19 protein-coding genes are annotated in these 14,904 nt (G+C 35.4%); all 19 read left to right on the forward strand.

All coding sequences use genetic code 11. The annotated features are described in order from the left end of the window. The first annotated feature begins 209 nt into the window (after nt 1-209). The 19 genes from alaS (at nt 210) to DYE31_RS06430 (ending at nt 14,845) form a co-directional block, all read left to right on the forward strand. Entirely contained in the window at nt 210-2,840 is a 2,631-nt protein-coding gene (gene alaS, locus DYE31_RS06340; RefSeq protein ID WP_015900477.1) for an alanine--tRNA ligase, read from the forward strand. 68 nt (nt 2,841-2,908) lie between these two features. Then, on the forward strand, nt 2,909-3,172 hold the full coding sequence (locus DYE31_RS06345) for an IreB family regulatory phosphoprotein (protein WP_015900476.1): 264 nt from the start codon (nt 2,909-2,911) through the stop codon (nt 3,170-3,172). Between the two features lie 2 nt (nt 3,173-3,174). Then, nucleotides 3,175-3,603, forward strand: a complete 429-nt coding sequence (gene ruvX, locus DYE31_RS06350) for a Holliday junction resolvase RuvX (RefSeq protein WP_015900475.1) — start codon at nt 3,175-3,177, stop codon at nt 3,601-3,603. Between the two features lie 22 nt (nt 3,604-3,625). After that, nucleotides 3,626-3,937 carry a DUF1292 domain-containing protein gene (locus tag DYE31_RS06355; RefSeq protein WP_015900474.1) on the forward strand — a complete coding sequence of 104 codons (312 nt, stop codon included), beginning with the start codon at nt 3,626-3,628 and terminating at the stop codon, nt 3,935-3,937. Between the two features lie 292 nt (nt 3,938-4,229). Beyond that, complete coding sequence (locus DYE31_RS06360; protein WP_015900473.1) at nt 4,230-4,871, forward strand: O-methyltransferase; 642 nt, start codon at nt 4,230-4,232, stop codon at nt 4,869-4,871. Continuing rightward, nucleotides 4,868-5,797, forward strand: a complete 930-nt coding sequence (locus DYE31_RS06365) for a peptidase U32 family protein (protein WP_015900472.1) — start codon at nt 4,868-4,870, stop codon at nt 5,795-5,797. The genes DYE31_RS06360 and DYE31_RS06365 overlap by 4 nt, the downstream gene beginning before the upstream one ends. Before the next feature lie 58 nt (nt 5,798-5,855). Then, nucleotides 5,856-7,079 (forward strand): peptidase U32 family protein, encoded by a 1,224-nt coding sequence (locus tag DYE31_RS06370; protein WP_046099526.1) that lies wholly within the window; start codon nt 5,856-5,858, stop codon nt 7,077-7,079. 2 nt (nt 7,080-7,081) lie between these two features. Next, nucleotides 7,082-7,708: a uridine kinase gene (gene udk, locus DYE31_RS06375; RefSeq protein ID WP_015900470.1), complete on the forward strand. Its 627-nt coding sequence runs from the start codon at nt 7,082-7,084 to the stop codon at nt 7,706-7,708. 25 nt (nt 7,709-7,733) lie between these two features. Continuing rightward, nucleotides 7,734-8,216, forward strand: a complete 483-nt coding sequence (gene greA, locus DYE31_RS06380) for a transcription elongation factor GreA (RefSeq protein ID WP_015900469.1) — start codon at nt 7,734-7,736, stop codon at nt 8,214-8,216. Nucleotides 8,217-8,465: 249 nt separating this feature from the next. Further along, nucleotides 8,466-9,152, forward strand: coding sequence for a 5'-methylthioadenosine/S-adenosylhomocysteine nucleosidase (gene mtnN / locus DYE31_RS06385; RefSeq protein ID WP_015900468.1), 687 nt, complete (start codon nt 8,466-8,468; stop codon nt 9,150-9,152). 19 nt (nt 9,153-9,171) lie between these two features. Further along, nucleotides 9,172-9,699 carry a YqeG family HAD IIIA-type phosphatase gene (locus DYE31_RS06390; RefSeq protein WP_015900467.1) on the forward strand — a complete coding sequence of 176 codons (528 nt, stop codon included), beginning with the start codon at nt 9,172-9,174 and terminating at the stop codon, nt 9,697-9,699. Next, nucleotides 9,700-10,800, forward strand: coding sequence for a ribosome biogenesis GTPase YqeH (yqeH, locus tag DYE31_RS06395; protein ID WP_015900466.1), 1,101 nt, complete (start codon nt 9,700-9,702; stop codon nt 10,798-10,800). It begins immediately after the preceding gene. A 9-nt stretch (nt 10,801-10,809) separates the two neighbouring features. Further along, nucleotides 10,810-11,619 (forward strand): shikimate dehydrogenase, encoded by an 810-nt coding sequence (gene aroE, locus DYE31_RS06400; protein ID WP_015900465.1) that lies wholly within the window; start codon nt 10,810-10,812, stop codon nt 11,617-11,619. Then, complete coding sequence (yhbY, locus tag DYE31_RS06405) at nt 11,620-11,910, forward strand: ribosome assembly RNA-binding protein YhbY (protein ID WP_015900464.1); 291 nt, start codon at nt 11,620-11,622, stop codon at nt 11,908-11,910. 1 nt (nt 11,911) lies between these two features. After that, nucleotides 11,912-12,484, forward strand: a complete 573-nt coding sequence (locus DYE31_RS06410) for a nicotinate-nucleotide adenylyltransferase (RefSeq protein WP_041612979.1) — start codon at nt 11,912-11,914, stop codon at nt 12,482-12,484. Next, complete coding sequence (gene yqeK, locus DYE31_RS06415; protein ID WP_015900462.1) at nt 12,474-13,058, forward strand: bis(5'-nucleosyl)-tetraphosphatase (symmetrical) YqeK; 585 nt, start codon at nt 12,474-12,476, stop codon at nt 13,056-13,058. Before DYE31_RS06410 ends, yqeK begins: the two co-directional genes overlap by 11 nt. Continuing rightward, nucleotides 13,059-13,409 (forward strand): ribosome silencing factor, encoded by a 351-nt coding sequence (rsfS, locus tag DYE31_RS06420; protein ID WP_015900461.1) that lies wholly within the window; start codon nt 13,059-13,061, stop codon nt 13,407-13,409. It abuts the gene before it with no gap. Nucleotides 13,410-13,411: 2 nt separating this feature from the next. After that, on the forward strand, nt 13,412-14,128 hold the full coding sequence (locus DYE31_RS06425) for a class I SAM-dependent DNA methyltransferase (RefSeq protein WP_015900460.1): 717 nt from the start codon (nt 13,412-13,414) through the stop codon (nt 14,126-14,128). A gap of 48 nt (nt 14,129-14,176) precedes the next feature. Further along, nucleotides 14,177-14,845, forward strand: coding sequence for a ComEA family DNA-binding protein (locus tag DYE31_RS06430; protein WP_015900459.1), 669 nt, complete (start codon nt 14,177-14,179; stop codon nt 14,843-14,845). The last annotated feature ends 59 nt before the right edge of the window (nt 14,846-14,904 follow it).

A 14,904-nucleotide genomic window follows, 5' to 3' on the forward strand; every position in this document is an offset into this window, starting at 1 on the left:
GAGAGAGATGCCGGTTGGTGTGAGGTATCGCAAACATTGATGAACGCTACTTTATGTCAGTCCGTATAAAACAATGAGTGATGTGCTGTGTTGAATCACACACATAACTAGGGTGGTACCGCGATACATTCGTCCCTTTACAGGATGAATGTATTTTTTTATGCAAAACTATACGGAGCTTATCATCGTAAATTAGGAGTGAGAATTTTATGAAGCAGTTGAAAGCAAGTGAAATTAGACAAAATTTTATTGATTATTTCAAAGAACAAGGACACATGGTAGAACCTTCTGCACCGCTTGTACCGATTGATGATGATTCTTTATTATGGATCAACTCAGGTGTTGCAACACTGAAAAAATATTTTGATGGCCGAGAAATTCCCAAAAAACCAAGAATTGTGAACTCTCAAAAAGCAATCAGAACAAACGATATTGAAAATGTAGGCTTTACAGCACGCCACCATACATTTTTTGAAATGTTAGGTAACTTTTCTATCGGTGATTACTTCAAACGTGAAGCAATTGAATTTGCATGGGAATTCTTAACAAGCGATCGTTGGATGGGGATGGAACCAGAAAAATTATATGTAACCATCCATCCTGAAGATACAGAAGCTTATGATTTATGGCATGATGTGATCGGATTAGAAGAAAGCCGCATTATCCGTATTGAAGGCAACTTCTGGGATATCGGTGAAGGTCCATCTGGTCCAAATACAGAAATTTTCTATGATCGCGGTCCAGAATATGGTAAAGATGATCCAGCGGAAGAAATGTATCCTGGCGGTGAAAACGAACGTTATCTTGAAGTATGGAACTTGGTATTCAGTGAATTCAACCATAATAAAGATCATACGTATACACCGCTTCCTAATAAAAATATTGATACCGGCATGGGGCTGGAACGTATGGCTTCTATTGCACAAAATGTACGTACAAACTATGAAACAGACTTATTTATGCCGATTATTGAAGATGTAGAAAAAATTTCTGGTAAAAAATATCAAGAAGATGCAGACCAAGACGTTGCTTTCAAAGTTATTGCAGACCATATTCGTACAATTGCTTTTGCGATTGGTGACGGTGCTTTACCTGCAAACGAAGGCCGCGGTTATGTATTACGTCGTTTATTACGCCGTGCAGTACGTTTCAGTCAGTCTTTAGATATTAATGAACCATTTATGTATCAATTAGTCGATGCTGTCGCAGATATCATGGAACCTTATTATCCAGAAGTGAAACAAAAAGCAGATTTCATCAAACGTGTAATTAAATCTGAAGAAGAACGTTTCCATGAAACATTAGAAGAAGGTCTAGCAATCTTAAATGATATGATTAAAGATGCTAAAGCTGGCGGCAATGTTATCAATGGTAAAGATGCATTCAAACTTTATGACACATATGGTTTCCCAATTGAACTGACAGAAGAAATTGCGGATAACGAAGGCTTAACTGTAGATATGAAGACATTTGAAGCGGAAATGCAAAAACAAAGAGACCGCGCACGTCAAGCACGTCAAAAATCAGAATCTATGCAAATTCAAAGTGAAGTATTAAAAAATATTACAACGCAAAGTACCTTTACAGGTTACGATGTGATGGATCAAAATACTAAAATCACAGATATCATTGTAAATGGAGAACGTGTAGAAAAAGCAGATGCAGGAGATACTGTATTCTTTGTATTGGAAGCAACACCATTTTACGCTGTCAGCGGTGGTCAAGTTGCAGACCAAGGTACAGTGAGCAATGAAAACTTTGAAATTGAAGTGACAGAAGTTACAAATGCGCCAAACGGTCAGAACTTGCATAAAGGTGCCGTTCAATTCGGTCAAGTAGCTGAAGGTGCTGAAGTAGAAGCATCTGTAAACCATGCAGACCGTCGCGATATCAAGAAAAACCACAGTGCTACACACTTATTGCATGCTGCATTAAAAGAAGTTTTAGGCGACCATGTCAACCAAGCAGGTTCTCTTGTTGAAGGAGACCGCTTACGTTTTGACTTCTCTCATTTCGGTCCGGTAACTGAAGAAGAATTAGAACAAGTTGAACGACGTGTCAACGAAGAAATTTGGAAAGGTATTGACGTTACAATCAAAGAAATGCCGATTGAAGAAGCTAAAGCATCTGGTGCTATGGCTTTATTCGGAGAAAAATACGGAGATGTCGTACGTGTTGTAGATATGTCTCCATTCTCAATTGAATTATGCGGCGGTATTCATGTCCAAAACACATCTGAAATTGGATTGTTCAAGATTGTCAGCGAATCAGGTACTGGTGCAGGTGTACGTCGTATCGAAGCATTAACAGGCAAAGCTGCATTCTTATACCTTGAAGAAATTCAAAATAAATTCAAAGCAGTCAAACATCAAGTGAAAGCAAAACAAGATGAACAGGTTGCTGAAAAAGTCAGTCAGCTCATCGACAACGAAAAACAATTGCATAAACAATTAGAACAGCGCAACCAAGAAATCACTGCATTGAAAATGGGCAGTATCGATGACCAAATCGAAGAAATTAATGGATTAAAAGTCTTGGCATTGCAAGTTGATGCAGAGAATGCAAAAGCATTGAGACAAACAATGGATGATTTCAAATCTAAATTACAAGATTCAGTGATTATTTTAGCGAGTGATGTCGGAGATAAAGTCGCTTTAGTCGCAACTGTTCCTAAATCAGAAACAGATAAAGTAAAAGCAGGAGACTTAATTAAAAATATGGCACCTGTTGTCGGTGGTAAAGGCGGCGGCCGTCCAGATATGGCTCAAGGCGGCGGCAGTGAACCAAGCAAGATAACAGAGGCATTACAATTCATTAAAAACTATATTAAATCGCTATAACTTCAGCGCACTCTCATGTAGAATGGTATATGTATCAGCCTACTAATGTAGAAGGAGTGTGTAAGAATATGAACAATTATGATAAAACAATGCGCTTTAATCTTGATGATGTTCCAAAAGAAAATGTTAAATCAGTGCTGACTAATGTATATAATACCTTGAAAGAACGCGGTTACGATCCTGTAAACCAAATTGTTGGATATCTCTTATCTGGAGATCCAGCTTATATTCCGCGTCATAATGAGGCAAGAAATCAAATCAGAAGAATCGACCGCGACGAAATTATGGAAGAACTTGTTTCAAATTACTTGAATGCGTCTAAAGATAACTAATTATGTTAACACATAAGATTATAGGTTTAGATGTTGGCAGTAAAACAGTCGGCGTTGCTGTCAGTGATTTAATGGGTTGGACCGCTCAAGGCTTAGATACACTCCGAATCAATGAAGAAGAAAATGAATTAGGTATTACAAAGTTAGCAGAAATCATAAAAAAAGAAGATGCAGACACTGTTGTAATAGGATTACCGAAAAACATGAATAATTCTATTGGATTTAGAGGCGAAGCTTCGTTAAAATACAAGGAAGAACTTCTGAAGATATTACCTGACATTAATGTGGTAATGTGGGATGAACGCCTTAGTACCATGGCAGCAGAAAGATCATTATTAGAAGCGGATGTTTCTAGAAGCAAACGAAAAAAAGTAATTGATAAAATGGCTGCTGTGTTTATATTGCAAGGTTATTTAGATTCACTACAATAAACCTGAAAAAGGAGCGTTATTTATGTCTGAAAAAAACAATAATCAAGATGCAGAATTACAAATCAATAATGATGAGGAACTTTTAACTTTATACGATGAAGAAGGTAATGAAGTATTATATCGTAAAGTATTAGAATTCTATCATCCTGAATTCGACAAAGAATATGTGATTTTAGCTGAAGAAGGCGAATCCACTGATGACGACGATATGATCGAATTGATTCCGATGATTAATGTACCAGATGAAGAAGGTGACGGCGGTAAATTCTTACCAGTCGACACTGAAGAAGAATGGGATATGATTGAAGAAGTCGTTAACACTGAAATGGAATAATCTAATCAAGTTTGAAAAGGCGGAGCATCAAGCTTCGTCTTTTCTTTTTAACTAACACAGAACAAACGTTCTCCCCTCCGTGTTTTTCGCATTTTCCATCAAAATTGCGGTAGTATTTTAACGTAAAAGATAATTTTACAACAATCTGAAGTCAGTACTTAAATTTAAGACATTTTTATGGTAAAATATGTAAAGTTAAATTATAAGAAAAAGTTTATGAAGTTGGTAACATCATTAAATCAGTCATAAAGGCTGATTTCTTTTTGTTAATTTTCGATGAAGGAAGCGTATTATGGATAAAAATGAGAATTACTTAATTAATTTATCGCAGAAACATCCGCATGAATTAGAAGCGTTAAGACCTTACGCTGAAGAAAATAATGTTCCGATAATCCATCCTTTGTCGTTGGATATGATTAAACAGTTAATACGAATTCATCATTCTAAACAAATTTTAGAAATCGGAACTGCAATCGGCTATAGTGCGATGCATTTTGCATCTGTCAATCAAGATATACAAGTGTGGACCATCGAAAGAGATGAAACAATGCAAGCGACTGCTAAAGAAAACCTTGCAAATTTCTCATACGGTTCGCAAGTTCATATGATTAAAGGAGATGCAAGAGAGACATTTGAGGATGTTCAAGACAAAACATTCGATATGATTTTTATTGATGCCGCTAAAGCACAATCTCAAAAATTTTTCGAACTCTATACACCACTGCTCAAAGAAGGCGGACTCGTCATTATAGATAACATCTTATACCATGATTTTGTAGCTGATATTGATGTGGTCAGAAGTCGTAATGTAAAACAGATGGTAAAGAAAATTCAAAAGTTTAATACATGGTTGAATGATAATCCACACTTTGAAACAAACTTTTTAGATATAGAAGATGGATTAGCTATCGCAATAAAAGGAGAGTCAAAATGACAGAACTACTTGTGACACCTAAATCAGTAGAACATATCAATGTGCTGATTGAAAAAGGTGCAGATGCCTTTGTAATCGGCGAACAAAAATTCGGTCTGCGTCTTGCCGGCGAGTTTGATCGCGAGGCAATGAAAGAAGCAGTACAACTTATTCATGAGAACGGTAAAAAAGCATACGCTGCAGTCAATGGTATTTTCCATAATTATCATTTAAATGCTTTAGAAGACTATATTCAATTCTTGCATGACATCAAAGTCGACCGCATTATTTTCGGTGATCCGGCTGTTGTGATGTATGTTAAAGCTCAAGAAAACCCTATACCTTTGAATTGGGACGCTGAGACAATCGTCACAAATTATTTTCAATGTAATTATTGGGGGAAACGCGGTGCCAAACGTGCGGTACTCGCCCGTGAATTGAGTTTAGAAGAAATTTTAAATATTAAAGCGCATGCGGATGTAGAAATTGAAGTACAAGTACATGGTATGACTTGTATGTTCCAATCAAAACGTATGCTGCTCGGCAACTATTACACATTCCAAGACCGTCAAATGAAAATTCAACGCAATCATGAAGATAATGATAAACAATTATTGCTTTATGATGAAGAACGTGAAAATCAATATCCTGTATTTGAAGACTATAATGGCACACATATTATGTCTCCGAATGATATTTGCTTGATAGAAGAATTGGAGCCGTTATTAGAAGCAGGCATTGACAGTTTGAAAATAGAAGGTGTATTACATACAGAAGAATATATCAATGTATGTACTGAACAATACAGAGAAGCAATTGATTTGTATCAAGAAGACCCTGAAGCCTATGAAGATGAAAAATTCATGCTTGTAGATCCGATTGAAGCAATTCAACCAGAACATAGACCATTTGATGAAGGTTTCTTATTCAAACATACAGTATATTAAGGGAGGCGATGGCTTGATTACGCAAGCTGAAAAAGCAGAGTCAAAACCAAAAAGCCAAATGAAAAAACCTGAGCTGCTGGCACCTGCCGGAAACTTAGAAAAATTAAAAATCGCAGTACATTATGGTGCAGATGCGGTATTCTTGGGCGGCCAAGAATATGGACTACGCTCAAATGCTGATAACTTTACGATGGAAGAAATCAAAGAAGGTGTAGAATTTGCTGACCGTTATGGCGCTAAAATCTACGTCACAACGAACATCATTGCACATGATGAAAACATGGACGGCTTAGAAGATTATTTAAGAAATCTTGAAGCCACTGGTGCAACAGGTATTATTGTGGCAGACCCATTGATTATTGAAACATGTAAAGCAGTCGCACCTAAATTAGAAATCCACCTTTCTACTCAACAATCACTCAGCAACTATAAAGCGATTGAATACTGGAAAGAAGAAGGGTTAGATCGTGTAGTACTTGCGCGTGAAACAGGCGCAATGGAAATGAAGGAAATGAAAGAAAAAGTCGATATTGAAATCGAAGCCTTTATTCATGGTGCAATGTGTATCGCATATTCAGGCCGTTGTACATTAAGCAACCATATGACAGCACGAGATTCTAATAGAGGCGGATGCTGTCAAAGCTGTCGCTGGGATTATGATTTATTAGAAGTAGATGAAGATGGAGAACTTGATTTATTGTATAAAGATGAAGCAGTGACACCATTTGCGATGAGCCCTAAAGATTTGAAATTAATCGAATCTATTCCTAATATGATGGATTTAGGCATCGATTCACTTAAAATTGAAGGTCGTATGAAATCAATTCATTACATTGCAACTGTTGTTTCTGTCTACCGTAAAGTGATTGATGCATATGCTGAAGATCCGCAAAACTTCAAAATCAAACCAGAATGGTTAATAGAACTTGATAAATGTGCCAACAGAGATACAGCATCATCATTCTTTGAAGGCACACCAGGCTATCAACAGCAAATGTTCGGCAATGAATCTAATAAAAAATCACCTTATGATTTCTGCGGTCTAGTGTTAGATTATGACGAAGCAACAAAAATTGCGACAATCCAACAACGCAATCACTTCAAACCTGGACAAGAAGTAGAATTTTTCGGTCCGGAAATCGAAGGTTTCAAACAAATCGTTGATACTATTTATGATGAAGAAGGCAATGAATTAGACGCAGCACGCCATCCATTGCAAATCGTACAATTCAAAGTCGATCATCCAATTTATCCAAACAACATGATGCGAAAGGAAGTATAATCATGAATGCTACAACGATTATCGGTATCGCCGGTGGTTCAGGTTCAGGTAAAACCTCTGTAACCAATGAAATTTTGCATAATTTAGAAGGTCACAGTGTTGCATTAATTGCACAAGACTACTATTATAAAGACCAATCCCATTTAACTTTTGAAGAACGATTGAAAACCAACTATGATCATCCATTCGCATTCGATAATGATTTATTAATTCAAAATTTAATGGATTTACGAAATGGCATTCCAGTAGAGGTACCGACATATGATTATGTCAATCACACAAGAAGTGCTGAAACCATTGCATTTCAACCTAAAGATGTTATTATCGTAGAAGGAATATTTGCACTAGAAAACAAAACATTAAGAGATTTAATGGATGTGAAGATTTATGTCGATACAGATGCGGATTTACGTATCTTAAGACGATTGATGCGCGATACTAAAGAACGCGGTCGTTCTATGGAATCGGTTATCGAACAATATTTAAATGTGGTGCGTCCGATGCACAATCAATTTATCGAACCGACGAAAAGATATGCCGATATTATTATTCCAGAAGGTGGAAGCAATAAAGTCGCAATCGACATAATGACAACTAAAATCCAATCATTGATTAACAATCAACAGTAACTTTTGAGTAAAGGAAGATGCCAATATGGAAAACCAAAAACAATATCCAATGACACAAGAAGGTTTTGAGAAGTTAGAACAAGAACTAGAAGAATTAAAAACAGTTAAACGACCAGAAGTCGTTGAAAAAATTAAAGTCGCACGTTCTTTCGGTGACCTATCTGAGAACTCAGAGTATGATGCTGCGAAAGATGAACAAGGATTTATCGAACAAGATATTCAACGTATCGAGCATATGATCAGAAATGCTTTGATCATTGAAGATTCAGGTGACAACAATGTCGTTCAAATCGGTAAAACAGTCACATTTATTGAAATCCCAGACGGTGAAGAAGAAGTTTACCAAATTGTAGGGTCTGCAGAAGCTGATGCATTCAACGGCAAAATCTCAAATGAATCTCCGATTGCTAAAAGCTTAATCGGCAAACATTTAGATGATGAAGTACGTGTGCCGCTTCCAAACGGTGCTGAAATCAAAGTTAAAATCACTAACATTCAATCACAATAAGATACTCAAAATTCTTGTATTTCAAGAAACATAAAAACTGAATGTGCATGATAAAGTTGGCGGTACTTTATATGAGATGAAGGCTTATGTGTTTTACAGGTTTTCTCCACTCATCATAAAGCGTCAACTTTTTTTGTGCTTAAAAGATGCGATTAAAAAATTGTGTTGAAGCGGAAAACAGCTTCATTCGTGGCATCTTAGAAATTATGATAAAATAAGCGTGATACAGATAAGAAAGGGGAAGAAGTCATGATAGGTATTATTGGTGCTATGGAAGAAGAGATTTTAATATTAAAAGAAAAAATAACAGATCTCGAAGAAATTTCAATTGCACATGTAAAATTTTATAAAGGTTATATTGATAACCAAGAGGTCGTCTTAACACTGAGCGGCATCGGCAAAGTAAATGCTGCGATTTCTACAACTTTATTAATTAATACATTCTCTCCAGATGTTATTTTAAATACAGGGTCAGCAGGCGCATTAGATCACTCATTAAATATCGGTGATGTATTAATCAGTACAGAAGCAACATATCATGATGCCGATGCAACTGCATTCGGTTATGAGTTAGGACAAATTCCGAATATGCCTATCGCATATGCTGCAGATGATGATTTAGTAACATTAGCCCAATCTGTTGTTGAACAACAAGAAATGAATGGAAAATTAGGTTTAATTGTCAGCGGCGACAGCTTTATTGGTGAAGTCAGCCAAAGAGAGACAATTAAAACCAACTTCCCAGATGCAATGGCTGTCGAAATGGAAGCCACTGCCATCGCACAAACATGTTATCAATTCAAAGTACCGTTTATTATCACAAGAGCAGTATCAGATTTAGCCAATGGCGAAGCAAATATGACATTTGATGAATTTATCGGAGAAGCAGCTAAGTCTTCAAGTGAAATCGTCTTAGAAATGTTGAAATCTTTATAAGGATAAGGTGAAATCAGTAATGGGTATTTTAAGTAAACTTTGTATGCCGAATGCTTACGTACAAAATATTCATCAAATTAATTTTGACGAATTAGCACAATCAGGTATCCGCGGTGTAATTACAGATTTAGATAATACGCTTGTAGGATGGGATGAAGCAGATCCGACACCTGCTGTCATACATTGGTTTAATAAATTAAATGAATTAAATATTAAAGTAACAGTCGTTTCAAATAACCATCAAAAGCGTGTTGCTAGCTTCTGCACACCGTTGAATGTTGATTATATCTTTGAAGCACGAAAACCAATGGGCAAATCATTTAAACGTGCTTGTGAGCATATGGACTTAAAACCAGAAGAAACAGTAGTCATCGGCGATCAGATGATGACAGATGTAATCGGCGGCAACCGTCGCGGTATGTATACGATTATGGTTGTGCCTGTTAAGAAAACAGACGGTTTTATTACCAAATTCAATCGTTTGATCGAACGCAGATTGTTAAACAGATATAAAAGAAAAGGCTATATTAAATGGGAGGAAAATTGATTGACTGAAACGCTTAAATGTATCGGTTGCGGTGCACCGCTGCAATCAGAAGATCCTAAGAAACCAGGTTACGTTCCAGCACACAGCTTGCATAAAGAAGACGTTATCTGCCAACGCTGCTTCAGATTAAAAAATTATAATGAAGTACAAGATGTAGGAATGGATAGTGAGGATTTCTTAGATTTATTAAATAACTTAGCAGATAAAAAAGGACTTGTGGTCAATGTATGCGATATCTTTGATTTCGAAGGTTCATTTATCCATGCTCTAAAACGCATTGTCGGCAATAAAAAAGTCATTTTAGCAGCGAATAAAATTGATTTGCTGCCGAAACAAATTAATAAACGCCGTGTCAAAGAATGGTTGAAAAAAACTGCTAAGAAATATGGATTAGATCCAGAAGCTGTAATTCTGCTCTCTGCACAAAAAGGTTATGGCATAGATGAGCTGTTAGAAGCCATCGATAAATACCGCAACCATGAAGACGTCTATATTGTCGGTACTACTAATGTCGGAAAATCCACTTTAATTAATAAGTTGATTGAACATAGCGTTGGTGAAAAAGATGTTGTAACAACATCTCGTTTCCCAGGTACTACTTTAGACATGATAGATATACCATTAGATGAAAACACCTTTATGTTTGATACACCTGGTATTATTCAAGAACATCAAATGACACATTATGTTTCAGATAAAGAATTGAAACAAATCATGCCGAATAAAGAGATTAAGCAGCGTGTTTATCAGCTGAATGAAAATCAGACATTATTCTTCGGCGGTTTAGCACGAATTGATTATGTTTCTGGCGGCAAACGCCCGCTCGTTTGCTATTTCTCTAATAATTTGAATATACATCGTACAAAAACAGAAAAAGCAGATACTTTATGGCAGACACAACTAGGCAATCTTTTAACACCCCCGAATCATTCTGATCACTTTGATTTAAATGATATTAAAGCAGTACGTTTAGAAACGGGTAAAGAAAAGCGTGATGTTATGATTTCTGGTCTTGGATTTATTACAATCGGCCCTGGTGCTAAGGTAGTGGTACATGTACCGAAATCTGTTGATGTTGTGCTTAGAAATTCAATCATGTAGGTGATAGTTATGAAATTTGCAGTCATCGGCCATCCTATTAAACATTCTTTATCTCCAGTTATGCATCAGGCCAATTTTGAAGCTTTAGGACGTGATGATTCGTATGAAGCACTCAACATTCCGCCAAAGCATTTCCACTTAATTAAAGAAATTATGGCAGAAAAAGAGATAGATGGATTTAATATTACAATACCGCATAAAGAACGTATTATTCCATATTTAGATGCAATGGATGCACATGCCAAAACAATTGGTGCAATTAATACGGTTAAAATAGAAGATGGCAAATGGATAGGTTACAATACGGACGGTATCGGTTATGTTCAAGGTTTAAAAAATGTCTATCCGAATTTAAAAGAAGCACGTATTTTGCTGATAGGAGCAGGTGGTGCAAGCAAAGGACTTGCTGCTGCATTGAATGAAGCAGCAGACCATACATTGTCTGTTGCTAATCGCACGATGTCTCGATTCGATAATTGGGATCTGAAAGTTCATACTTTAACTTTGGAAGAGGCGGAAAAGCAGCTTGGTGATTTTGATATTGTGATTAATACAACACCAGCAGGTATGAGTGAGAATCAAGATGTGGTGATTGCTTTAGATCATCTTGCACCTGATACTTTGGTGAGCGATATTGTCTATATTCCTTATAAAACACCTATCTTAAAATTAGCAGAAGCTAAAGGGAATCCTATTTATAACGGACTTGATATGTTTGTGAATCAAGGTGCTGAAAGTTTTAAAATATGGACAGGTGAAACAGCAGATACAAAAGCAATGAAAAATACTGTGTTACAGCAATTACAAAGGAGAGATTAAATGTTAACAGGAAAACAAAAGAGATATTTAAGAAGTCAAGCCCATCATGTGACTCCGACTTTCCAAATCGGGAAATCGGGTTTGAATGATAATATGATTGAGCAATTGAATGAAATACTAGAAAATCGTGAATTGATCAAAATTCACATTCTGCAAAATAATATGGATGATAAAAAAGAATTGGCTGAAGCGGTAAGTGATAAAACTGATAGTGAATTAGTTCAAATCATCGGTTCTATGATTGTCTTATACAAAGAATCGAATGAAAATAAACAAATCGAATTACCTTAATATGACACAATCTGTTGTTTTATATGGAGGCCAATTCAATCCAGTTCATACTGCGCACGCTGCTGTTGCAAGTGAAGTTTATCATACTTTAAAACCTGACCGTTTTTTGTTTCTGCCGAGTTATATGTCGCCTTTAAAAGCGCATCGTTCTGAATTGAATACCGAACATCGTGTCCATATGTTAGAACTTGCTGCAGCTGAACTTGGTTTTGGTGAAGTTTGTCTTGCTGAAATTGAGCGCAAGGGGGAAAGTTATACGTATGATACGATTCGAGCTTTGAAATCGGAATTAGGTGATGCAGATCTTTATTTTGTGATTGGTACAGATCAATATGAACAATTAGATCGCTGGTATCACATTGAGGCGTTGAAAGAACTTGTGACTTTTGTGGTTGTGAATAGAGGGAAGGCAGAACAGGAGATAGAAGCGGGAATGATCGGTGTTCAGATTCCAAGAATAGATATCAGTTCTTCACTCATTAGAGAAAGAATCAAAAATAATCAAACGATTGAAGTCTTGGTACCTAGAAAAGTTGAAGACTATATCAGGGAGGAGCGATTATATGAAAGCTAAGAAGGCAATAAAGCTTATAGAGGATAAATTACCAGAAAAACGTTATAAGCACTCTCTACGTGTGGCTGAGACTGCTAAGAAATTAGCTGAAATTCATGATGGGGATGTCAAAAAAGCAAAACTAGCTGGTATATTACATGATTATGCGAAATATGAGGATTTAGGTACAATGTATCAAATTGTACGTCAATATGATTTGGATAGTGATTTATTAAGCTATGGTTCTGAAATTTTACATGGACCTGTCTGTGCGGTTATGATGAAAGAACAATACGATATTGATGATGAAGAGGTATTACTTGCAATAAAATATCACACTACTGGACGCGCTCATATGACAAAGACTGAAAAAATTGTCTTTATTGCTGATTATATCGAGCCTAAAAGAACGATTCCTGGTGTGGAAGAAATTAGAGAAATGGCTTTTAAACCTGGCAACCTGGATAAAACAATTTATGAAATTTCTAAAAGAACAGTTTTATTCTTAATTGGTAATGATATCAGTGTTTATAAGGCGACTATTGATTGCTTGAATTACTATAATTTCAGTGATGAAAGAATAGAGGATGATTAAATGCAAAAAGAAGAAATTTTAAAATTGGCAGTTGAAGCTGTTGAAAGTAAAAGAGCAGAAGAGGTTATTTCGTTAAATTTAGAAGGTATTAATGATATGGCAGATTATTTTGTGATTTGTCATGGTAATAACGAACGTCAAGTACAGGCTATCGCACGCGCGGTAAAAGAAGCTGCGGATAAAGCTGGTGTTGACATTACTGTGTTTGAAGGCTTGAATGAAGCAAGATGGGTACTTCTTGATTTATCAGGAGTAATTGTTCACATTTTCCATAAAGATGAACGTAGTTACTATAATATTGAAAAACTTTATCGTGATGCACCTATGCAAATGTATGAGGAAGCTTATTAAAAATGGAGCAATATCAAGATTTCAGTCAATATTATGATGAACTCACTTTAGATCAACCATATGAATCGTGGTTGGAACTTGTAAAATCTGTTACCAATCATAAAGTTTCAATATTAGATTTAGGATGTGGAACTGGTAGTTTGACACATCAACTAACTGGACTGGGTTCAGTTACAGGAATGGATTTAAGTCCAGATATGTTAGTTATTGCATCGCAAAAGTCTGATGAAGTGAGATGGCTCGAAGGTGATATGTCCAATTTTAATCTCAATGAAACATTTGATGTTATAACTATTTTTTGTGATTCATTAAATTATTTAAATAGTTATAATGCTGTAATGGATACATTCAAACATGTATATGAACATCTAAAAGAAGATGGTGTTTTTCTATTTGATGTCCATACTGTCTTTAAAATGGAAACATTGTTTAATAATCAAACTTATATAGATGAAACAGAACATGTTTTTCTTGGATGGGATGCTGTAGCTGGTGAAGAACCAAATAGTGTTTGGCATTATATGACTTTCTTTGAAAAACAAAATGATGGCAGTTATCGTCGATTTGATGAAGAACATTATCAAAAAACATATGACGAAAATGAATACAAAAATATATTGAAGCAAGTTGGATTTAAAAATATAAGAACATTGTATGATTTTGATTCTGAAAACCATAATCCAGAAAGTAACAGATTATTTTTTATTGTAAAAAAATAAAGTAAAATCACTCCTTTGATCGTTTATATATTGAAGGAGTGATTTTTAATGTTGGAGAAATTGAAACTATATATTGAAAATTACAAGCAATATAGATATTTGATAATAATATTGGTTTTATTGGTTATTATATTATTAATATTCATTAAGCCAGATGAGTCATCTACAAAAATAGAAGAGAAAAGCAATGTAGATATCCAGGGCAATACTGACAAGAAATATCCAAACGATGGTCAACCAGCAAGTAAGAAATCAACTGACTCTTACAATAAATCTAAGAAAGTTATGGTTGATATAAAAGGTGCTGTTAAACATCCTAATGTATACGAAATGTCAGACACTCAAAGAGTAAAAGATGTACTCTCAAAGGCAATACCCACTGAAAAAGCTGATTTGAATTTAATTAACTTATCAGAGAAACTTGTAGATCAGAAAATGATATATATACCTGAAAAAGGAAAGGAAACTACAATTCGACAAGCATCTATTAGCAGTGGGACAACAAGTAGTATTTCAACAAATCAACAAAAAGTGAATGTGAATACCGCTAAAGAAAGTGAATTAACATCAATAACTGGTTTAGGTCCAACGAAAGCAAAGGCAATTATTGAATACAGAGAGAATAAAGGTAGTTTTAATAAAATTGAACAACTGAAAGAAATAAAAGGTTTTGGTGACAAAACATACGAAAAGCTCAAAGATTATTTGACAGTTTAGTAATTCCGATATGAAATATACATGAAATGTAATAAAATAGTATTATTCTAAGTTTAGCG

The sequence above is a fragment of the Staphylococcus carnosus genome (genome assembly GCF_900458435.1).
GTDB classification, from domain to species: Bacteria; Bacillota; Bacilli; order Staphylococcales; family Staphylococcaceae; genus Staphylococcus; species Staphylococcus carnosus.